A 20,999-nucleotide genomic window follows, 5' to 3' on the forward strand; every position below is an offset into this window, starting at 1 on the left:
TCACTCCCCTTGAATCGCTTCGCGCAGCCGGAGTATCCGAAGATCCACGTCTTGCACGAGAGCGTTGTAACGGATCTGATTCGCCGCCAATTCGCTCATCTCGGCATCCACATCGACGTTGTTGCCGTTGTTTTGTACCGCTGTCGATGTGTCAGTGACCACCTGCGGCTGCACGGACACCAACTGATTCAACTCGTCCGTGGTCAGACCGGAGCCATCGGTCGACGCCAGTTGCTGCTGCAGCATCGATTCAAAAGACACATCCTGGCGCTTGTAACCCGGTGTATCCACATTGGCGATGTTGTTGGCGTATACGCTCTGACGCAAATTGGATGCCGCTAACGCGTTTTGCAGGAGTTGAAACGTCCCTGTGTCCAGTGTCATCTTTTCACCCCGTCAACCTCTGCCACAACATGGGCATGATTCCTGCGGGCATAACTACTTTCCTAGGGTTACTAATTCGACACCCCGCGGCAGATTCCTGCACACTTCGACACGATTCCCCATGAATGAGAAAAAGCCACCAAACTTTCGGTGGCCTAACTTTCTGGTTAACCCGCAGGACTACAGGATGAACTGGCTGAGATCGCGATTGACGACAATCGTCCCCAGCTTCTCCTGCACATATTCAGGCGTGATGACTACCTCTTCCAGGTGTACTTCTGGAGCCTCGAAGGACAAGTCCTCCAGCAGTTTTTCGACCAGGGTGTGCAGACGGCGCGCCCCGATGTTCTCGGTCTCCTTGTTCACCTGCACCGCCAGTTCGGCGATGCGACGGATAGCCTCGTCGGTGAAGCGGACTTTCACACCCTCCGTTTCCAACAGGGCCGTGTATTGCTTGAGCAAGGCGTGTTGCGGTTCTTTCAGGATCTTTTCAAAATCGTCCGCGGTCAGGCTCGTGAGTTCCACGCGAATCGGGAACCGCCCCTGCAGTTCTGGGATCAGGTCAGACGGCTTGGAGATATGAAACGCACCAGCAGCAATGAACAGGATGTGATCCGTCGATACCGGCCCATATTTGGTCACCACCGTGGAGCCCTCGACAATCGGCAGAATGTCACGCTGCACGCCTTCACGCGAGACATCGCGCGTGTTTTGCTCCCGGCCCGCAATCTTATCCATCTCGTCAATGAAAATGATCCCGTGGTTTTCGACGCGCCGGACCGCTTCGGCCGTCACCGCATCCATGTCAATCAGCTTCTGCGCCTCTTCCTGCTCCAGCACACGCCTGGCCTCGCGCACGGTCAGGCGGCGTTTGCGCAGCCGCTTGGGCAATAAGTTCCCCAGCATCTCCTGGAGATTGCCCATTCCCTCCGCGCCCATGCCGGGCAAAAAACCCATCATCGGCGCCGCCTGTTCCTCCACCTCGATTTCAATCTCCTGGTCCTCCAGCTGACCGCTGCGCAATTGCTGACGAACCCGCCGCCGCTCGCTGCGGACGCTCTCCGACGGTGTCTCCTGTTCACTGGACGCGCCGGGGTTGGCTCCAAACAACATTTCGAATGGATTGCGCATACCCCGCCTGGCGCTCGGGTCTGGCACCAATGCCTGGACGATCCGTTCGTCAGCGTGTTCTCGAGCCTGATCTTTGACCCGTTCCATGTGTTCCGATTTCACCATGCGGATGGCGGTCTCCACCAAATCACGCACCATGGATTCCACATCGCGACCGACGTAGCCCACCTCGGTGAACTTGGTCGCCTCCACCTTGATGAAGGGGGCCCCAACCAGGCGACTCAAGCGGCGGGCAATCTCTGTCTTGCCCACACCTGTCGGACCAATCATAAGAATGTTTTTCGGCGTGACTTCCGCCTGCAGCTCGGGCGCCAGCTTGGCGCGCCGCATCCGGTTGCGCAGCGCGACGGCCACCGCGCGTTTGGCCGCCTGCTGTCCGACAATGTACCGGTCCAGTTCCTCGACAATCTGACGCGGGGTTAATTCCCGATAGGCCATCTTACCGCCTCCAAAATTTAAGCAGGTCCTATGCCCAGTTCTTCGACAACGATATGATCATTCGTGTACACGCAGATCTCCGACGCCATCTTCAAAGCTTCGCGGGCGATGTCCGCCACATCCATGGAGGTGTGACGCACCAAGGCGCGCCCGGCCGCCAGGGCATAGGCCCCGCCCGAACCGATGGCGCACAGGCCGTCATCCGGTTCAATCACCTCGCCGCTGCCCGAGAGAATGAACAGGTGCTGCTCATTCATGACGATGAGCATGGCCTCCAGCTTGTGCAGCACTTTGTCGGAACGCCACTCGCGCGCCAGCTCGACGGCGGCCCGCTGCAGGTTGCCGTCAAACTCCTCCAGCCGCGACTCAAACTTCTCAAACAGCGTGAACGCGTCGGCCACAGAGCCGGCAAATCCGGCAATGACACGTCCTTGGTACAGCCGCCGCACCTTGCGGGCGTTTTGCTTCATGATCATGGTGTTTCCCAGCGTCACCTGGCCATCGCCCGCCATCGCCCCGCGGCCGTCGCGCAGGATAGCAAATATGGTGGTCGCGTGCAAGTCCGACATGTGTTACTCCTCCTTTGTTCCCCCATCGGTGAGCCGCGCCCGCGGGTGCGCCCGGTCATAGACGCGCGCCAGCCGATCCCGGGTCGTATGGGTGTAGATTTGCGTGGAGGACAGACTGGCGTGCCCCAGCAATTCTTGCACAGCGCGCAGGTCGGCCCCGCCATCCAACATGTGAGTGGCGAAGCTGTGCCGCAACGCGTGCGGGCTGATATGGTGCAAACGGCCGACACGTTCGATACACGCATTGAGAATCCGGCGCACGCTGCGGTCAGTCAGGCGGCCCCCGCGCCGGTTGATGAACAGGGGCGAATCCCACGAGAGCTCGGGCCCGCGCAACGCCAGGTAGACGCGCACCGCTTGAATGGCGTAAGACCCCATCAACACATACCGCTCCTTGCGCCCCTTGCCCAGCACGCGGACTATCCCCTGCGCAAGGTCCACATCCCCCACATCCAGCCCGACGCCTTCACTGACGCGGACACCGGTAGCATACAGCAACTCCAAAAGCGCCCGGTCGCGTGCCGACCAGATGTCTTGCTGGCCTATCGAATCCAGCAAGACCTTGACCTCTTCCTGATAATAGAAGTCCGGAATCGGCTTCGGAAGCTTGGGCAACTGAACCGCTCGCGCCGGATTTCCAGTCACGACACCTTCCCTTTCCAGGAAGTCAAAAAAACGCCGGTAACAGGACAACCGCCTGGCCAGCGTGCGTTTGGCCAGTCCCCGCTGCACCTCCTGCGCCAACAGGGCGCGCAGGTCGGTCAGGGTCACCTGGCCGGGCTCGTCCTTGTGCCGCTCCCGCAGAAAGTCCTGGAGGATCTGCAGGTCTTGACGGTACGCGACCACGGTGTGGACAGAGGCGCCCCTTTCATCCTGCAGGCGGGTCAAAAACTCCCTCACATACGAAGCCAAACAGGACACCCAGGTCACACCTCGATTCTGGCCAGCACGCGCTGCCAGTCCGCCAACGCTCGATCCGCCAGTTTTTGATGGCGCTCGCGTTTGTCTCGAACCGTCTGGTCGAGTGGCGGAAACAGGCCGAACGTGGCGTTCATCGGTTGAAAATTGTCCGGTGAAGCTTCCGTGATATAGTGGGCCAAGCTGCCGATGGCGGTGGTTCGCGGCGGCGTGAGGACGCTTTGGCCGACGGCCAGCCGTCCGGCGTTGAGACCAGCTATCAGGCCCGCAGCCGCCGATTCCACGTACCCTTCGACGCCCGTCATCTGCCCGGCGAAAAACAAGGTGGGACGTGCCCGCGTCTGATATGTCGGCAAAAGGACAGTGGGACTGTTCATATAGGTGTTGCGGTGCATCACCCCGTATCGCACGAATTCGGCCTGTTCCAGTCCGGGGATCATGCGGAACACCCGCTTTTGCTCACCCCACTTCAGGTGGGTCTGAAACCCGACGATGTTGTACAGGTTGCCGGCCGCGTTATCCTGACGCAGTTGCACGACCGCATAGGGCCGCCGCCCAGTGCGTGGGTCCTCGAGACCCACAGGCTTCATGGGGCCAAACAGCAAGGTTTTCGGGCCCCGTTTGGCCATCACCTCTATCGGCATGCAACCCTCGAAGTACTTTTCCTCCTCAAAGTCGTGCAGAGGAGCTGTTTCGGCGGTGACCAGCGCCTCGTAGAAAGCCTCAAACTGCTTCTCGTCAAACGGGCAATTCAGGTATGCCGCCTCCCCCTTGCCGTACCTGGAAGCAGCGAACACCTTCTCCCGGTCAATCGACTCGCTGGTCACAATCGGCGACGCCGCATCGTAGAAGTACAGATGCCGACCTCCGACCAACCTCTCGATCGCGGCCGAGAGCGCCGGGGAAGTCAAAGGGCCGGTGGCCACCACCACGATTCCGTCCGCCGGAATGTCCCGGACCTCTTCCCGGCGCACGGTGACGCGTGGGTGTTGCTCCAGGGCGCGTGTCACCGCCTGGGCAAACCCCTCCCTGTCGACTGCCAAAGCGCTGCCTGCGGGCACAGCATGCGCGTCGGCAGCCCGCATGATGAGGGAGTCAAGCCTCCGCATCTCCTCTTTGAGCAGCCCGACCGCGTTGGTCAGGGCATTGGAGCGCAAAGAATTGGTGCACACCAACTCGGCAAACCAGGGTGTGTGGTGAGCCGGCGTCTTGACCTGCGGCCGCATTTCGTACAGTGTCACCGAGGCCCCTTGCCGGGCAGCCTGCCAGGCCGCCTCCGAACCCGCCAATCCGGCGCCAATCACGGTGACATGCATCTGCATCTACCCCCTAGCATATGCCCCAGATGTTGCCGGACGTTCCTTCCGCACACCTGCCTCACTCCCCTCAGCTTCCGGGTGAGCCGCCTCATTGCTGCAAACGACCACGGTTTCTCCCTTGATTCGCTTTTCGACCATGGGATGACCGCACACCGGGCACAAAGCCCCGGTCGGACGGTTCCATAACACATACTCGCAATCCGGATAGCCGCTGCAGCCGTAGAAGACCCGCCGCTTCCCGCGGCGCTCGACCAAGGGCTTGCCGCATTGAGGGCAATTGACCCCGGCTTCCTTGACAATGGGCTTGGTGTTTCGGCACTCTGGAAAGCCCGGACAGGCGAGAAACTTGCCGTAGCGCCCGTGCTTGTAAACCATCTTGCGACCGCACTTTTCACAGATCACGTCCGATTCCTCGTCGGCAATTTCGACCTGGCCGAGCAGGTCCTCAGCGCGCTGTAGGTGTTGCTCGAAGGAGTCGTAGAATTCGCCCAACAGCCTGACCCAATCAATTTTCCCTTCCTCGACCAAGTCCAGTTCCTGCTCCAGGTTTGCGGTGAAGTCGACATCAATCAACTCATGGAAGTACTGAAGCAGGAGGTCGACCACAATCTCGCCCAACTCGGTCGGGTGGAACCGTTTCTGCTCAAGTACCACATATCCCCGCTTCAGGATGGTGTCAATGGTCGGCGCATAGGTGCTGGGCCGGCCAATGCCCAGCTCCTCCATGGCCTTCACCAAGCTGGATTCTGAATAGCGCGGTGGCGGTTGCGTAAAGTGCTGCTCCGGCTGGAGAACAGGCGACTCCAGGGCCTGATGCGGTTCCAGGGGCGGCAGCAGGCGGGTCTGCTCGTCATCTGCCCCGGCATCGTCGCGGCCCTCTGTATACACGGCCATGAAACCAGGAAAACGCAGAACCGAGCCGCTGGCCCGGAACCACGCCCGCCCCGCCCGAATATCCACCGTGGTGGTGTCGAGCAGGGCGGAAGCCATCTGACTGGCCATGAACCGTTCCCAAATCAACTTGTACAAGCGGTATTGGTCACGCGAGAGAAAAGGCTTGACCGAATCCGGATCGCGTGCCGCGGAGGTCGGCCGAATGGCTTCGTGCGCATCCTGGGCCCCGCCCTTGCTGGCATATTGGCGCGGGGTACCGGGCACATATTCGTCGCCGAACCGTTCCCGCAGGTACGAGCGCGCTTCCGCCTGGGCCGACTCGGCAATGCGTGTGGAATCGGTGCGCATGTACGTGATCAGGCCCACGGCGCCGCCGGCGCCGACGTCCAGGCCCTCGTACAGTTGCTGCGCGACCGCCATCGTTTTGTAAGCGCGAAAGCCCAGTTTGCGGGCGGCCTCCTGCTGCAAACTGCTGGTAGTAAATGGAGGGCTCGGATTGCGGCGCCGCTCCGCCTTTTTTACCGACTCGACCACAAACGGCTCACCAGCCACGGCCTGGAGCAATTCGTCGACCGCCGCTCGATTGGCCAGCGTGGTCTTCTCCTCTCCGTATCCGTGAAAACGAGCAGTAAAGCCCCCCTTTTCGGTCTCAAAACGGGCGTCAACGGTCCAGTACTCCTCCGGTTGAAAGGCGCGGATCTCCCGCTCCCTGTCGACTATCAACCGCACCGCCACAGACTGGACACGGCCGGCTGACAGGCCCTTTTTCACCTTTTTCCACAAGAGCGGGCTCAATCGATAACCGACCAACCGGTCCAGGATGCGCCGCGCCTGCTGCGCCTTGACCAGGTCCAAATCCAGCGGCCGCGGATGCTGAAAGGCTGCCTTGACCGCGTCCTTGGTGATCTCGTGAAACACCACCCGACATGAATCGGACGGATCGACATTCAACAGGTGGGCCAAGTGCCAGGCTATCGCCTCCCCCTCGCGGTCGGGGTCAGCCGCCAGGAAGATGCGTTTCGCCTTTTTCCCGGCCTCGCGCAGTCCTTTGATGACGTCGCCCTTGCCACGGATGGTGATGTATTTGGGCTCAAAGTCGTGCTCGATATCCACTCCCAATTGGCTCTTTGGCAAATCCCGCACGTGTCCCATCGAAGCCTTGACCGTATAGCGTTTGCCCAGATATTTGCCAATGGTCTTCGCCTTTGCCGGCGATTCCACGATGACCAAATAATCCGCCAATCTGTTTCCCCCTCAATCCCGGCCAGCGTTCATGGCTATCCCGCGCCTCCGCTCTGCATCGGCCACGCCGGATGCGTCCGGGTCCGGTGGAGGCTCCACAATGAATAGGTATTCCTACCCATTCATTCTCAGAAACCTGTGTCAACCCATGATAGCATCACCGCTTTTTTGATTGCAAACCCACACCCGCCCGATATCCGCCGCCTGGTGCGCGCCCCAGCCAACCGCCCATTTCCAGCTCCAACAGGCCGGTGTACACCCTGGCCAACGGCCACCCGAGGCTGGATGCCAACTGATCAGGGGAAGCGTGCATCAGCGCCGCTTCGTACAACGCCTGCCACCGCTCCGGAGGGCGATGGGCCTCGCAGCAGGCCGAGTCCAACGCGCCGCCCAGGTCGGACACCAGGTCGTGCGGATCGATGAGCAGGCGCGCCCCGTCCTGAAGCAGCCGATTGGAACCGCGGCAATGAATGGAGGTGATGGGCCCTGGGACGGCGTACACGTCCCTGCCCAGCTCCAGCGCCATGTCGGCCGTTCTCAGAGCACCGCTGCGTTCTCCGGCCTGGATGACCACAACCACGTGCGACAGGGCTGCCAGAATTCGGTTGCGCTCCGGAAACCGATGACGAGCCACGCTTGTGCCCGGAGGATATTCGCTGACAAGCAGGCCGCGCCGCTGAATATATTCGTACAAACTCCGATGGGAAGGGGGATAACAGATGTCGGTGCCAGAGGCCAACACAGCCACCGTCCACCCGCCAGCCGCGAGGGCAGCCTCCTGAGCCGCGGCGTCGATGCCGAGGGCCATGCCGGACACGACACAAAACCCAGCTTGTGCCAGCACCTGTCCGGTCCAGCGGGCTGCCTCCAGTCCATACGCCGACGCCCGGCGCGTGCCCACCACGCCCACGCCGAGCCGGTTCAACGCCGCCGTCCGGCCGCTGACAAACAGGCACAGTGGCGGATAGGTCAGATGAAGCAGGGATTTAGGGTAGTCCGGCAGGCCGCGCACGAGGCAATGGACCCCCCGCTCCGCCAGTTGGGTCTCCAATTGCCGCGGTTGCACGCGGCGGCGCCAATCCTCCAGCCTCCGCACGGTGGCCGGCTGAAGGCGCACGGCTTCCATCCACTCCCTCGGGTGTGCCTCCCAAACCCTGGTCGCACTCCCGAGCGCTTCGATCAAGCGCAACAGGCTCATCCGCTCCAATCCTTTGCACATCGCGAGGGCGATGGAACAAGCCTTTTCATCCTCGACCACGGTGTTCCCCCATCTCGCAGGGTTTTGACCCTATTGTGGCGGATGTCCACCCTAAGCGTCGATGGCAGATAGGAGCAAACGTTTGCCACTGGATGTTAAAACACAATGGAAAGCGGCCCTGGCGTGGGGACCAGGGCCGCCTGCTCAGCGACTTCCCTCTCATCTGTCGCGGTGATGTCCGCTCACCCAGCAAGTGCTGGCTTCAACGGGCGGTGCGGCAGGACTCGAGCAGCCCGCGATCCTTTAAGTACTGCTCCATCGTCGCCCCCATGTCGGAAGGCGTCGGCGCCACGCGGATGCCGCACTCCTCAAGCTTCTTGATCTTAGAAGCGGCCGTGCCGCTGCCGCCGGAAATGATGGCGCCGGCGTGCCCCATGCGGCGTCCCGGAGGCGCGGTGGCGCCGGCGATAAAGCCGACCACCGGCTTGGTCATGTGATCGCGAATCCATTCGGCCGCCTGTTCTTCCGCGGTACCGCCAATCTCACCGATCATGATGACCGCTTCCGTGTCCGGATCATCATTGAACATCTTCAGCACGTCGATGAATTCCGTCCCTTTGACTGGATCGCCACCGATGCCGACCGCCGTCGACTGGCCGATGCCGCGCACGGTCAATTGGTAGACCGCCTCGTAGGTAAGGGTGCCGCTGCGGGAGACGACGCCGACTTTGCCTGGGACATGGATATAACCAGGCATAATGCCGATCTTACAGGCGCCGGGGGTGATCACGCCCGGGCAGTTGGGACCGATGAGCCGGGTGTGGCGGCCCTCCATGAAGCGCTTGACCTTGACCATGTCCAAGACCGGAATGCCTTCGGTGATGCAAATGACCAGGTCCAACTCGGCGTCGACGGCCTCCATGATGGCATCGGCCGCAAACGCGGGCGGAACGTAGATGACCGAGGCGTTCGCCCCCGTCTTCTCGACCGCCTCGCGCACCGTGTTGAACACCGGCACCCCCTCGACAGTCGTTCCGCCTTTGCCCGGCGTGGTGCCGCCCACGACCTTCGTTCCGTATTCAATCGCTTGTTTTGTATGAAACAGGCCCTGTTTGCCGGTGATTCCCTGCGTGATGACGCGCGTCTCCTTGCCGACCAAAATACTCATCGCAGAATCCCCCTATACCAAGGCGACGATGCGCTGAGCGGCGTCCGCCAGCGAGTCTGCCGCAACAATATTGAGTCCGGACTGGTTCAGGATTTCCTTGCCTTTTTCCACGTTGGTGCCTTCCAAGCGCACGACGAGCGGCTTGTCCAGTCCAATCTGCCGCGCCGCCGCGACGACCCCGTTGGCCACCACGTCGCACTGCTGGATGCCGCCAAAAATGTTGACCAAGATGCCTTTGACGTTCGGATCGGACAGGATGAGCTTGAAGGCCGCCGTGACCTTCTCCTCGTTGGCGCCGCCGCCGATGTCGAGGAAGTTGGCCGGCTCCCCGCCGTAGTATTTGATGGTGTCCATCGTCGCCATCGCCAGACCGGCGCCGTTGACCATGCACCCGATGTTTCCGTCGAGCGCGATGTAATTGAGACCAAACTTCGAGGCTTCAATCTCCTTCGGGTCTTCTTCGTCCAGGTCACGCAATTCGAGGATGTCGGGGTGGCGGTACAACGCATTGTCATCAAAGTTCAACTTGGCATCCAGAGCCATCACGTCGCCTTCTGCGGTGACGACGAGCGGGTTGATCTCGGCGACGGAGCAGTCCTTGTCCACAAAACACGCGTACAGACCGGTCATGAATTTGACCGCCTTATTGACCAGGGCATCGGGAATCTGAATCGCAAACGCGAGGTTGCGCGCCTGGTAGGGCAGCAGGCCCACGGCCGGATCTATCGTTTCCTTGAAAATCTTTTCCGGCGTCTTCGCGGCCACTTCCTCAATCTCCATGCCGCCCTCGGCCGATGCCATCATGACAACCCTGCCGCTTGCGCGATCCACAACCAAGCCTATGTAGTATTCCTTTTGAATATTGGAGAGCTGTTCAATCAACAGACGCTTGACGACCTTGCCCTGCGGGCCGGTTTGATGCGTCACCAACGTCTTGCCGAGCAGTTCACGGGCGTTGGCCTCGACCTCCGCAAGCGACTTGGAAACCTTCACTCCGCCAGCTTTCCCGCGGCCGCCCGCGTGGATTTGCGCCTTGACGACCGCCTTTCCGCCCAGTTGCTTGGCATGCTCCACAGCTTCCTCGACCGTGAAAGCGACATGACCTTGCGGCACCGCGACGCCGTACTGCGCGAGCACAGACTTCGCCTGGTATTCGTGAATGTTCATGCGCCGACTCCTTTCTCGCCACGCCCATACGGCGCGGGCATCCCATGATCCCCGGGGCCATCGGGGACAATCCTTATATAGGATAAATCAGTCGAGAAGCATTTACAAATCAAAAGCCCAGGGACGCATCCCTGGACCCGAGAGGAAAGTTGGACATGAATGAGACCTTCTCCGTGGCCGGCACCCTTCACATCTAGGAGCGCACCAGAAAAACGGCCGAGGCCAGCGAGACGGCCATGCAGACCACGAACCCGAGCAACAGCCGCTGCGCCTGCCGGTCCCGCAGCACATGCAACGCCAGCCCGCAGCCGGCGCCCACGACGGCCAACAGCCAGGTGCAGGCAATCATCTGGGGACGCTGGGCCCAGGGCAGACACGAAGCAATCGCGAGCGCCACGGCGGCTGCCAACAACACCTTGACCAGGCCGGAGAGGAAGTAGCGCCGCCAGGTCAAAGGACCGCACAGACTGCGCAATCGCTTTTTCCTGCGGAAGGCGCGCAAATCCACAACGCGGCCCCGGTTCGACGGCCGACTCTTCTGGTTTACCCGCTGCGTGTGTTCCCTGAAGTTCTGCACGTTGTCTCCCCCGCTCCCCGCGTTCACTCTTACTTTGATCCTACACGGAAGCCAGCAATTCTGCAATATTAAGACAACGTCTCCCGGACGTCATCGCCAAAGCGTGACATCCGCGGTATATACAAACTATACGCCAGCCGGACGGGGATGCGCCCCAACGACATGACCCGAATGCGGGAGGGATGGAACGTGCTGGGAATCGCAATGGGCGCAGTCTTGGACGGGGTCGAGGCCCATGTGGTGCGCGTCGAGGTCGACGTCAGCCGCGGGCTTCCCCAATTTTCCATCGTGGGCCTACCTGATTCCGCAGTCAGCGAGTCCAAGCTACGCATCCGTTCGGCGGTGCGCAACGCTGGGTTTGAGATGCCGAATCAGCGCATCACCGTCAACCTGTCGCCGGCCAGTGTGAAAAAGCGCGGCGCCGGTCTCGATTTGGCCATCGCAATGGGCATCCTGCGCGCCAGTGGACAGCTGCCGCCCGCCCGTGCACCCATCGGATTTTGCGCGGAGGTGGGACTGTCCGGCGCTCTGCTCACCGTTCCAGGCATGGTCAACCTGGCATTGGCGCTGCGGCGGGCCGGCATCCATAGGGTGGTCGTCGCCTCCGAGGCGCGGGAGCACTGCATTCCTGTGCCGGAGGTGGATTGGTTTGCGTACGGATCGCTCCAGGAGCTGGCCGCTGATCTGCTCGCCGAGCGCCTGCGCAGCCCGCTGGACTTCGCCGGGTCCCCGTTTCTCGACAGCGAACGCGCGGTTTCCCTCGCCGACGTCCATGGCCTGCCAGCCGCGAAGCGCGCCCTCAGCATCGCCGCCATCGGCCGCCACCACACTCTTTTGGTGGGCCCGCCGGGCACCGGGAAGACCATGCTCGCGGAGCGCCTGGTTACGCTTTTACCGAGACTGTCGGACAGCGCGGCGTTGGAGGTGTTTGCGATTCACCAGGCGGCGGGTCTGCCCAACCGACCGTCCCACGTGCCGCCGGTGCGTATGCCCCATCACACGGTCACCGCGGCCGGATTGGTCGGTGGAGGTACGCCGCTGGCTCCGGGCGAAGTCACGCTGGCCCATCACGGGCTGCTCATTCTCGACGAGCTCCTGGAATTTCGCCGCCACGCGCTGGAAACGCTGCGAGAGCCGCTGGTGCACGGCCGTGTCAGGCTTGTCCGATCCGGTCACAGCCGCGAACTGCCGGCGGATTTTCAGCTGCTGGCGACGTTGAATCCGTGCCCCTGCGGACAACGTGGATTCGCCGACTGCCGCTGCACGGACACGGAAGTAAAGCGCTACTGGTCGCGCTTGAGCGGCCCCTTGCTGGACCGGGTGGACCTGGTCGTCTCGGTGGCCCCCGTGGATACCCGCGCCCCGGGCGACACCTTCGTACCTCCGACCCCTGAACAAGTGGCGGAGATGCGGGGCGAGCTCACACGCCGTCAAACTGCGCGGGGCCGCGGCCGGTCCACAGAGGCCAGCGATTTTCAGGCCGACGCCAAGGCGTACTTGGAGCAACTTGGGCAGCGCTTGCATTTATCCCTGCGGGCTCAGGATTCAGTGCGCCGAGTGGCCCAAAGCGTGAGCGTACTGGAGGGCGAAAGCACCGTCAAATCCGCTCACGTCGAGGAGGCGCTGATGCTTCACGGCGACCTCGGACGCTGGTTGTGATCGTTTTTGGGCGCCCTGCAGCGCTCCCCGCCGCGGGATCCTTCACGGCGCTTCCACCGCCCACCGGATGTGTTGGACGTCCGTAACGCGGACGCCGTCAAGCATCAGCCCCAGCACGTCAATCCGGATGTCATGGACGAACTGACTGTAGGTGGAACTGTTCAAAAGCCAACCGGCAAGTCGCCGCAATCGCCTTTGCTTGTGCACATCGACCGACTCGATGGCCTCCCCGAACGCCAATCCGCGTCGCGTCCGCACCTCGACCAACACCAGTTCCCGGCGCGCCCGGGCTATGATGTCAATCTCCCCCAACGGGCAGCGCCAGTTTTGCTCCAGCACAGCCCACCCCAGGGAGCGCGTCAGGTACTCAACGGCGAATCGCTCACCGATCCGCCCTGTCCAGCGCCTGGTGTCGATGTCGGTAGACAAAGGCCAGCACCTCCGCCACGGCTTCGTAGAGTTCCTCGGGGATTACCGCCTCCACCTCCAGGGACAGCAAGGCGTCGACCACCTGCGGGTGCTGCACCACCGCGACATCGGCTTGCTCGGCCGCCCGCACAATCGCCTCCGCCACCTGGCCGCTGCCCTTGGCCACAACCCTAGGCGCCCGTTCACGGGCTTGGTCATAGCGCAGAGCGACCGCCTTCTTCCGCACCAAGACACCCCCTCGCCAGAGTCCGTCCGCCAATCGTCAATCACCGTCTGTGTGATGAGCCGCCGTAACGCGCTCCACCTGCCAACCCAGGCGCGACAAGCCGTGCTTCAGATTGTCGGCCCGGGCCGCCAAACGCTCGCTCACCTGTGCATCGCTGCACCGGATGTGCACCGACAGGCGTGGCCGCTGGGCCAACAGCACGACTTCGTAGTCCGCCCCAGCCAAAGAAAATGCGAGTTGGAGACGGTGCACTAGGTGTCCGGCGGAATCGGTCTGCGTCCGCCGTTCCGCCCGCCAGCGGATGGTCGGCGGGGAGCCATCCTGGCGCACCTCCCGGTACAGACCGCCACCTGTCACCGGAGCCAGCGGTGAGGCGACGCTCGCCTCCAATCGGTCGAGCAAGACGGTCCCCTGCAGGTCCGGTGGTAACTCGGCCCACTTCTCGAGATCGCGGATGTCTTGAAACGGAATCAGGCGATCCGCATGCGATGCGCCGGCGTCCCCGGAACCAGGCGGCGTCTCGCCCATCCCTGGCGAAACCGGGCCCAACCCCTGCCGCCCCTGGGCGGCCTGTTTCGCCAGAGCCTCGAGCAGCCGCCACCAGGTTTGGACCACAGCCTGCAAGTCCGCGCGCGCGGGCGCATCCTGAGCAGCCTGCTCCCCCGGCACGGCTGCTTGCACCGCCTGCCCGGAGGAAACGGCCGTTTGCACCTCCCGTTCCCTGGGCGGTGCTGTCCACACCTGTTGCGCCGATGGCGGATCGCTTGCGTCCGCCGCCCAATGTTCCACAAGCAGCGTCCGCCATGCCCATTCGGCGGCCAACAGGCGGGGGCTCTGCAAGACGGCCAACGGCAGCAACCGCTCCCTCCCGACAGCCAGGCGTTGCCCGAGAACCAGGACATCGCCTGCCGCGGGGGCTGAACGCGCAAGCCCCGGGGCCCTTCCGGCGGTGGCCGGAGCCTCGGCCTGACGCCCCTCCCCCCGTTGCACTGGGGCCGCAGGGTTGGGGGGCGACGTCTGGGTAACACGAAGGTCATCCATCCAAATTCAACCTCACCTGCAGGCACTGGGCCACCGGGGCGAATGATTGGCGGTGCACTGGCGTCGGACCCAGCCTCGCCAGCGCAGCCCTGTGCTCTCGGGTGCCATAACCCGCGTTGCGATCAAAACCAAAGTCGGGATATGTATGGGCCAGTTCGGCCATGCTCCGGTCTCTCGCCACCTTGGCCACGATGGAGGCCGCCGCGATGGACAGACACCTCGCATCCCCGTCCACAATCGGAAAACAGGCCCCGTTCGCCGGCGCATCCAGGGGCGGGTACAGACCATCGACCAACACCGCATCCGGAGCCACAGCCAGGTTGCGGATAGCCCGGCTCATGGCCAGGCGCGAGGCCTGCAGGATGTTCAACTCGTCGATTTCGGCGACACTGGCCCATCCAATGCCCACGGCCAGCGCGCGCTCAACAATCCAATCATACAACTCTTCCCGCCTGCGCCGGCTGAGACGTTTCGAGTCGTCGATACCCGTCCACAGTTCGGCGCTGCCGCCCAACACCACGGCCGCAGCCGTCACGGGTCCCGCGAGACAGCCTCGCCCAGCCTCGTCCACCCCCGCCACGGTCAAGCCTTCCCGCCAAGCATCACCGATCACCCGGCGCTCCTCCCGCCACAACCGGTACGAGCGGTCCTTTTCATCCCATCTTGCTCCTCGGGAACGACTGGGCATGCAGCCACCCCCAACCCGTTTTGAACCCGTTGCTTGTATCTCTAGTGTAGCGAGAATCCAGGGTTGTGACGAGATACAATTTGAAAAAAGAGAGAGCCGATAGAATCCGCGTCCTGAAGTGCCCGTCAGACCTCGCTCGGCCACTCGAGACTGATGCGCCCCAGCTTGCCTGTCTGCAACTCCCGCACTACCAGTTCGCTCACCCGCTCTGTGTCGGGCACCCCCCCGCGCCCCAGAAGCCCGCGCCGCATAGCGATTTGCTCCATCAGCGGCTGGGCCAGGGTGTAGGCCTCAAGTGGATTCGCCGCGCGCAGATCATCCGGCAGGCTGTCCAACCCGTACCGCTCACACAGACAGTCTGGATAGTGGACGGCCGCCCAGGTCAAGAAATACGCGCAGAGCTCCTGGATATCCAAAACCGACGACTTGAGGGCCCCGCTCAACGCCAGCCGAGCAGCGGCGTGCGGGTCTTCCAACTTCGGCCACAGTACGCCAGGGGTGTCCAGCAGCTCCAATCCTGCAACACGAATCCACTGCTGAACCTTGGTGATGCCCGGACGGTCCCCGATGGAGGTGGCAGCTTTTCCCGCCAAGCGGTTGATCAGCGACGATTTGCCCACGTTGGGGATGCCGACCACCATCGCCTTCACCGCTCGCGGCCGAATGCCTTTACGCAAATCGCGTTCCCGCTTGGCTGCGGTTGCTCGCTGCAGCGCCTTGGGTATCTCATCCACCCCGCGCCCGCTGCGGGCATCGACACCGAGCGTCTCCCGGCCCAACGCCCGGAAGTGGCGGTGCCACTGTTCGGTCACCGAACCATCCGCCAAATCGATGCGCGTCATCACGGTCACACGGGGTTTGCTCCCCATCATCTGATCCAGCATCGGATTGGCGCTGGCCATCGGCAGACGCGCGTCCACCAACTCAATGACCGCGTCCACTCGCCGCAGGCTTTCCGCCATCTCCCGGCGCGCCTTTGCCATATGACCTGGAAACCAGTTTATCGAGCGCATGTTTTCCCCCTGTCCGCTCCGTCAACCCGGGCGTACACGAAAAGCGGGAGACACTGGTCCCCCGCTTTCGTAGGTTGCCCCCGATTCCACCTGCAGTTTTGACCAACGCTTAGGCGTTGTTGCGAATCTCTTTGATTCGCGCAGCCTTGCCGGAACGCCCACGCAGATAATACAGCTTCGCGCGGCGCACGCGGCCACGGCGCACAACCTCAATCTTTTCGATGTTCGGCGAATGCAGAGGAAACGTCCGTTCCACGCCGACTCCGTACGAAATCTTACGGACCGTGTACGTCTCACTGATACCGCCGCCCCGACGCCGGATGACCACACCTTCGAACACCTGCACGCGTTCACGCTGACCTTCACGCACCCGCACATGCACGCGCAAGGTATCGCCCGGGCGAAACTCCGGAATATCGGAACGCAGTTGTTCCTGCGTAATCTCACGCACCAAATCCATAGACACGGCCTCCTTCCCGTTCGTGTTCGTACCAGAATGCTGGCAGAGGACCACGTAGTCACGCGCAACAGTGTACCATAAGTCCACAAGCCCCTGCAATCACTGGTTGTCCGCGCGTCTGAATCGAGTGGGCCAGGTCGGCGACGGCCCCCCATAGCGGACCCTCACCGCCTAGTCATCTCCCATGCCTGGCCATCACACACAAACGGCGCCGCAAGCGGCGCCGTTCGAGTACCTAAGGACTATTGAGATGCATGCATCAGGACAAGAGCACGGGCCCCTCCTGATCCAGCGAACTGCCCGATTCTGTCTCCATTTCCGCATCATCCTTGGTAAAGGGTAGGCGATTGAGCGATCGGACAATCTCCATGTCACGAATCAAGTCTGGCAGCTCCGGCTGCTTCATCATGTTTAGGTCCCTCCCGATTTCATAGAATGAAATCGCGAGTTCCGCTCATATGGAAGTTCTGCCCATTCGGCTGAGCCGAAGTGGCACTCCTACACGCTTACGGAGTTAGCTGACGGGTTAGGGCGTAGGATTCCCCTCGCGTACGCGATTCACCCCAAAAGACCGGGTCCTCCGCTTCCGATATGGAACTCAGCGATTTGAAGTTGACGTAACACTATTATACGCGACATGGCCCGCATGAGCAACGCTGCCCTTGGGCTGCACAGGTCATCCCCTTCCTGGCCGACACTGGATGAACCGGTCCCGCAGGCCGAGCAGGGCCCCTCGTCACTTTGCGGCGGGCAGACCGCTCGGTGCCGCCACCTGGGGCACATCGTTGAAATTGGAAAAGATGACATCGGTGGTCAGGGTAGTCGCCCCGCCAGTCGATGCTACCGATTGGGTCGTGGTCACCTGGTGCAGGAGGTGATCTGGGATACCGACAGCGAACGTGAACAGGGTATCGCCCTCGGCACGGCGCGCGTTTCCGGCGTTGCCCCAGAAGCTGTCCGTGCGCCGCCACGCCGTCGCCGGCAGCGATACCTCGTACACACGGCAAAATTGGCCGCCGACAAACTTTTGCGGACGCTCCGACAACCGCCGGTCATGGGCCCGCGCCCAGTTCAGCACGTTTCGATACTCTGCGAACCAATTGAGGTCCAGGGGGTGGTCCAATTTGTGCCACGTATCCTGGTAGGCGTAATAACCGCCAGTCCCGTCCCGGTACACCTCGTACGACTCGCGCCCTGCCTGGACCTGAAAATCGGCCGCTCCATCGGCCCCGATACTGCCATGCACGCTTAAATTCCCTGATGTCGCGCCGTGCCGGGCGTGCACGTACACCTTCACCTGGTATGAGGATGCCTCCGCCGCCCGGGCCGTGGCAGTGTCCAGAGCCGTCCATACCGATGGCGCCGAGGAGACGGGCGAAGCCTGAAGTGGTTGGGTAGCGTTCGGATCGACGGCCGGCGTACAGCCGGCCAGGGACAGGCTGATCACCGCAACCATCCCTATCCAGGCGCGCCTCCCCCTGTTCACCCCTGTTACCGCCACCGTAGACGCCTCCTCTGCTGCCATCCTGCCACCATAAAACCCGCCAGCACCAAAAGCCACGCCACCACCAAAGCTGGCTGCAGGGGCCAAAAATGTCTCGCCAACACAACGTACGCGCCACTGCCAGCCACCGCCGCCACCAGGCACGGTGGTTGTCCGGGGAAGAACTGCACCTGGCGGACGTTCTCAATCCCGCTTTCGAACACGCGCCAGTTCCGGTACAGCTGCCCGTCACGGTATGTGTAGGACGTCAGATAGGTCGTGCTGGACGAGCGAACGGCGCTCCGGTCGTCGGCCAAAATCTCGGGTGCCGCCCCGGGTGCGGTGCGGATGCTGGCAAGAAACTGCAGGTCGTCGTTGGGCGCCGTATAGATGCGGCGCGCGTGTCCGTCACCCGTAAAACTCAAGATATATGCGGGCGAGGCGTTGACGAAGACGGCATCTTTATCCGCCGTCCCAATGGGGCCGACCTGCATCCCCTCGCCAATCGGATTCGCCGGGGACCCGTGCAGACTCGCCACAACGTGCGGGCGGTTTCCTGCGAGCGACACCACCTCCAGGAGATTGCTGCCACCCAACAGCAGTTCGTGGGCGCCCGGCTTGGTGAACGAGCCGCTGCCGATGACAAACTGGGCATCGACGCGCACATGCACGGTGCGTCCCCGCCACTTCCCTGAGAGGACGCCGTTGTCGATGCGCCACGGCGCTACCGGCGCCACGCCAGCCTTGCGGAGTGCCTGCGACCAATCCTTCCACTCATCCTGGTGCGCCTGCACAATCAGCTCGGCCAACTCGGGTGCGTACTGGACGGGCTGTAATGCCGCGTCTACCGCGCCGGCGGACGATTGCGTCCGGACCGTGTACTGCAGCACTCGTCCCCCCACGACCGCCCACGTGCTCCGATCAAAAGGAGCCAAGGCGCCGCTCAACTCGGTCGGCTGAACCTCCGCCAGCTCCTGCGCCGTGGCCGGCCGCGCGCCGATCCGCCCGTTCTCCGGCGCCAGCTGCATGTACTGATAAACCAGGTGGTCGGCGGGCAGTTTCCCGCTCTTCACCGCTTGCAGGTAATCGTCGGTGTTGCTCCCGAACCGGGTGTCCGGCCAACGCGTCACCGTGAGCACCACCTCCCCGTGCTGGGTCCTGACCACGTCCAGCGGAAGCACCGGGTAATTCCCGTTATCCACGGTGAAGGTCCCGACCGCCAAAACGCGAAAGTGGGTAAGCAGGGGCCACAGGTTTTCCGGCAGCCACGCGTTGGCTGCCGCCAGCACCAGCATGGAGCCGAGCAGCGCAGAGAGGGCCACCCTACCAATCCAACGGGCCGCAGCCGCCAAGATGGCCATGCTGATGGCCGCCGTCAGCACGCGCTGGCCCAACGGCAGGGAAGCGAACGACGCCAGGGCCTGGCACGCGCAGAGCGAAAAAAGGCTGAACACCACCCACCAGCGCCGGTGCGGCCGGGGAATGGCGAACACCCAAAGCCACGCCATGAGCAACACGAGGAGAACACCGATGACAGCCAAGTCCTGCACGAGCGGCCGCACCAGCCATTCATCCACCAGATTTACAAACAACGACCAGGCCACACAGGCGAGGATGCGCGCCAGATGGCCCCAGTTACCCGTGAACAGGCGCCTCGCGCTGGATCTCGTTTGTATCCCGAGATGCTGCATGTTCTCCCCCCTTTGCCGCAGAGCCCGCGGTCAACGCCAGCGTCGCCACCGTGTAGTACGAAAGCGCCATGGGCGCGTACTCAAACACGTTCTCCATGGCATTGTGGATGAGTACGGCCAGCACCCCGGTGATGGCCCCCAGATACAGGTAGCGATGCACGTCGCGAGCGCGGCGCAGGGTTCGAAACAAGTCCAACACTAGACGCACATGCATGCCGAAGAACAGGACGAGCCCTATCAACCCCGCCTCGCCCAGCGTCTTGGCGTAGAAGCTGTCCGAATAAGTGGACAGGTGGTGAACCGTCGCCACGGCCCCTCCGTAGCGCCCAATCCCCGCTCCCAGCAGAGGGTTGGTGGACATGTGATCAAACGCCGACAGCCACTTGGCAATCCGCCCACTGTCGGCAGACTTAATCCAGTAGACCTGCGTGAACAAAGAGCCGATACGCGTCCGCACACCGGGCTCCAAGAACGCGCCGCAGATCAAAATCGCCAGCGGGACCAGGGCTCGGCGCTCAAAGGCAATGGCGCTGATTACCAGGGCTCCGGCCAACCCCAGCCAAGCGCCGCGGGTAAAGGTCAGAATCATCGCCACTGCGCACACCACAGCCCCCAGGCCGTAGAAGACTCGTCTGCGGCCCTGGGCCACGATGGCCAGACCGGCCAGCAACGGCGTCATCAGCGCCATATAGGACCCGAGTTCATTGGGGCTCTTGAGGACAGAAAACACCCGCGTACGGACGTGTTCGTCCGGATCGACCCAGTCGGACGGAATCGGCACCCCGATGATGTACTGGTAGATGGCGTGCAAGGCGATGAGAACCGCCGCGCCGACCAGCAGATGGAGCAGCAGCCTGGCCTCATGCTTGCTCACCGCATACGGCAGGACAAAAGCAAACATCAGATAATAAATGTAAAATCCTGCACCGGCGGCAGCATACTGGGGATCAGCCGCTCCCACAGCCGACAAGGCGACAATCCAAACCACAAACCAAAGGGCCGGCTTCTGCCAAGTCTGACGGGGCGGGCGCACGCCCCGCCGGTGGCGGCGAACCGCGACCCAGACCAGCGAGGCAAACGCCAGCTTGTCCCAGACCTCGCCGAGAGGGGTCAGCGGCGAAAGACGAAGAGCGTAGTCAATGATGGGAAAGAACATGAGCAGCCGCGGCACCCAGGTCGCCAGCCACACTTCCAGGGCATCCAGGTGCGTCGACGCTCGCCTAGGTGGCCTTGTTCTCAACGTCATACGTGCATGAACTCCAGACGAAAATTGGACACCACCTGGCCAACCACCAGGGGGCCGC

At 62.5% G+C, this 20,999-nt stretch carries 21 protein-coding genes and 1 riboswitch; of the genes, 1 reads left to right on the forward strand and 20 read right to left on the reverse strand.

What is annotated here, in order from left to right:
* The 10 genes from flgB to AK2_RS03395 form a co-directional block, all read right to left on the reverse strand.
* Entirely contained in the window at nucleotides 1–384 is a 384-nt protein-coding gene (gene flgB, locus AK2_RS03350) for a flagellar basal body rod protein FlgB (RefSeq protein ID WP_067931412.1), read from the reverse strand.
* A 180-nt stretch (nucleotides 385–564) separates the two neighbouring features.
* Nucleotides 565–1,953 (reverse strand): ATP-dependent protease ATPase subunit HslU, encoded by a 1,389-nt coding sequence (gene hslU, locus AK2_RS03355; RefSeq protein ID WP_067931414.1) that lies wholly within the window; start codon nucleotides 1,951–1,953, stop codon nucleotides 565–567.
* A gap of 17 nt (nucleotides 1,954–1,970) precedes the next feature.
* On the reverse strand, nucleotides 1,971–2,522 hold the full coding sequence (hslV, locus tag AK2_RS03360; protein ID WP_067931416.1) for an ATP-dependent protease subunit HslV: 552 nt from the start codon (nucleotides 2,520–2,522) through the stop codon (nucleotides 1,971–1,973).
* Nucleotides 2,523–2,525: 3 nt separating this feature from the next.
* The gene (xerC, locus tag AK2_RS03365; protein ID WP_245632747.1) at nucleotides 2,526–3,443 is read right to left on the reverse strand and encodes a tyrosine recombinase XerC; all 918 of its coding nucleotides are present in this window, start codon (nucleotides 3,441–3,443) and stop codon (nucleotides 2,526–2,528) included.
* A 5-nt stretch (nucleotides 3,444–3,448) separates the two neighbouring features.
* Nucleotides 3,449–4,756 (reverse strand): methylenetetrahydrofolate--tRNA-(uracil(54)-C(5))-methyltransferase (FADH(2)-oxidizing) TrmFO, encoded by a 1,308-nt coding sequence (gene trmFO / locus AK2_RS03370; RefSeq protein WP_245632748.1) that lies wholly within the window; start codon nucleotides 4,754–4,756, stop codon nucleotides 3,449–3,451.
* A 6-nt stretch (nucleotides 4,757–4,762) separates the two neighbouring features.
* Nucleotides 4,763–6,895, reverse strand: coding sequence for a type I DNA topoisomerase (topA, locus tag AK2_RS03375; RefSeq protein ID WP_067931420.1), 2,133 nt, complete (start codon nucleotides 6,893–6,895; stop codon nucleotides 4,763–4,765).
* 157 nt (nucleotides 6,896–7,052) lie between these two features.
* Complete coding sequence (gene dprA / locus AK2_RS03380; RefSeq protein WP_067931422.1) at nucleotides 7,053–8,153, reverse strand: DNA-processing protein DprA; 1,101 nt, start codon at nucleotides 8,151–8,153, stop codon at nucleotides 7,053–7,055.
* Nucleotides 8,154–8,355: 202 nt separating this feature from the next.
* A complete protein-coding gene (gene sucD / locus AK2_RS03385; protein ID WP_067931424.1) occupies nucleotides 8,356–9,261 on the reverse strand; it encodes a succinate--CoA ligase subunit alpha in 906 nt (301 codons plus the stop codon).
* Nucleotides 9,262–9,273: 12 nt separating this feature from the next.
* Nucleotides 9,274–10,428: an ADP-forming succinate--CoA ligase subunit beta gene (gene sucC / locus AK2_RS03390; RefSeq protein ID WP_067931426.1), complete on the reverse strand. Its 1,155-nt coding sequence runs from the start codon at nucleotides 10,426–10,428 to the stop codon at nucleotides 9,274–9,276.
* Between the two features lie 193 nt (nucleotides 10,429–10,621).
* Nucleotides 10,622–11,005: a hypothetical protein gene (locus AK2_RS03395; protein WP_067931429.1), complete on the reverse strand. Its 384-nt coding sequence runs from the start codon at nucleotides 11,003–11,005 to the stop codon at nucleotides 10,622–10,624.
* Nucleotides 11,006–11,194: 189 nt separating this feature from the next.
* Between AK2_RS03395 and AK2_RS03400 the strand changes: the two genes are divergently transcribed.
* On the forward strand, nucleotides 11,195–12,664 hold the full coding sequence (locus AK2_RS03400; protein WP_067931431.1) for a YifB family Mg chelatase-like AAA ATPase: 1,470 nt from the start codon (nucleotides 11,195–11,197) through the stop codon (nucleotides 12,662–12,664).
* 42 nt (nucleotides 12,665–12,706) lie between these two features.
* Here the strand turns inward: AK2_RS03400 and AK2_RS03405 are convergent, their stop codons facing one another.
* From AK2_RS03405 to AK2_RS03445, 10 genes are all read right to left on the reverse strand, one after another.
* Nucleotides 12,707–13,093 (reverse strand): YraN family protein, encoded by a 387-nt coding sequence (locus tag AK2_RS03405; protein ID WP_067931432.1) that lies wholly within the window; start codon nucleotides 13,091–13,093, stop codon nucleotides 12,707–12,709.
* The gene (locus AK2_RS03410; RefSeq protein WP_245632749.1) at nucleotides 13,047–13,319 is read right to left on the reverse strand and encodes an EscU/YscU/HrcU family type III secretion system export apparatus switch protein; all 273 of its coding nucleotides are present in this window, start codon (nucleotides 13,317–13,319) and stop codon (nucleotides 13,047–13,049) included. Before AK2_RS03410 ends, AK2_RS03405 begins: the two co-directional genes overlap by 47 nt.
* 36 nt (nucleotides 13,320–13,355) lie before the next feature.
* On the reverse strand, nucleotides 13,356–14,360 hold the full coding sequence (locus AK2_RS03415) for a hypothetical protein (RefSeq protein WP_067931437.1): 1,005 nt from the start codon (nucleotides 14,358–14,360) through the stop codon (nucleotides 13,356–13,358).
* Nucleotides 14,353–15,048, reverse strand: coding sequence for a ribonuclease HII (gene rnhB / locus AK2_RS03420; RefSeq protein ID WP_083520811.1), 696 nt, complete (start codon nucleotides 15,046–15,048; stop codon nucleotides 14,353–14,355). Before rnhB ends, AK2_RS03415 begins: the two co-directional genes overlap by 8 nt.
* A 125-nt stretch (nucleotides 15,049–15,173) precedes the next feature.
* On the reverse strand, nucleotides 15,174–16,061 hold the full coding sequence (gene ylqF / locus AK2_RS03425; RefSeq protein ID WP_067931438.1) for a ribosome biogenesis GTPase YlqF: 888 nt from the start codon (nucleotides 16,059–16,061) through the stop codon (nucleotides 15,174–15,176).
* Nucleotides 16,062–16,170: 109 nt separating this feature from the next.
* A complete protein-coding gene (rplS, locus tag AK2_RS03430) occupies nucleotides 16,171–16,521 on the reverse strand; it encodes a 50S ribosomal protein L19 (RefSeq protein WP_067931440.1) in 351 nt (116 codons plus the stop codon).
* Between the two features lie 259 nt (nucleotides 16,522–16,780).
* Nucleotides 16,781–16,930, reverse strand: coding sequence for a hypothetical protein (locus AK2_RS16795; RefSeq protein WP_157076205.1), 150 nt, complete (start codon nucleotides 16,928–16,930; stop codon nucleotides 16,781–16,783).
* Between the two features lie 79 nt (nucleotides 16,931–17,009).
* A riboswitch (cyclic di-AMP (ydaO/yuaA leader) is annotated at nucleotides 17,010–17,135 on the reverse strand.
* Nucleotides 17,136–17,257: 122 nt separating this feature from the next.
* Nucleotides 17,258–18,022, reverse strand: coding sequence for a hypothetical protein (locus AK2_RS03435; RefSeq protein ID WP_067931442.1), 765 nt, complete (start codon nucleotides 18,020–18,022; stop codon nucleotides 17,258–17,260).
* Complete coding sequence (locus AK2_RS03440) at nucleotides 18,013–19,695, reverse strand: hypothetical protein (RefSeq protein ID WP_067931444.1); 1,683 nt, start codon at nucleotides 19,693–19,695, stop codon at nucleotides 18,013–18,015. The genes AK2_RS03435 and AK2_RS03440 overlap by 10 nt, the downstream gene beginning before the upstream one ends.
* Nucleotides 19,640–20,941 (reverse strand): O-antigen ligase family protein, encoded by a 1,302-nt coding sequence (locus AK2_RS03445; RefSeq protein WP_083520812.1) that lies wholly within the window; start codon nucleotides 20,939–20,941, stop codon nucleotides 19,640–19,642. The genes AK2_RS03440 and AK2_RS03445 overlap by 56 nt, the downstream gene beginning before the upstream one ends.
* Nucleotides 20,942–20,999: the final 58 nt, after the last annotated feature.

Origin of the sequence: Alicyclobacillus kakegawensis NBRC 103104 (assembly GCF_001552655.1) — a bacterium.
Lineage (GTDB): Bacteria > Bacillota > Bacilli > Alicyclobacillales > Alicyclobacillaceae > Alicyclobacillus_G > Alicyclobacillus_G kakegawensis.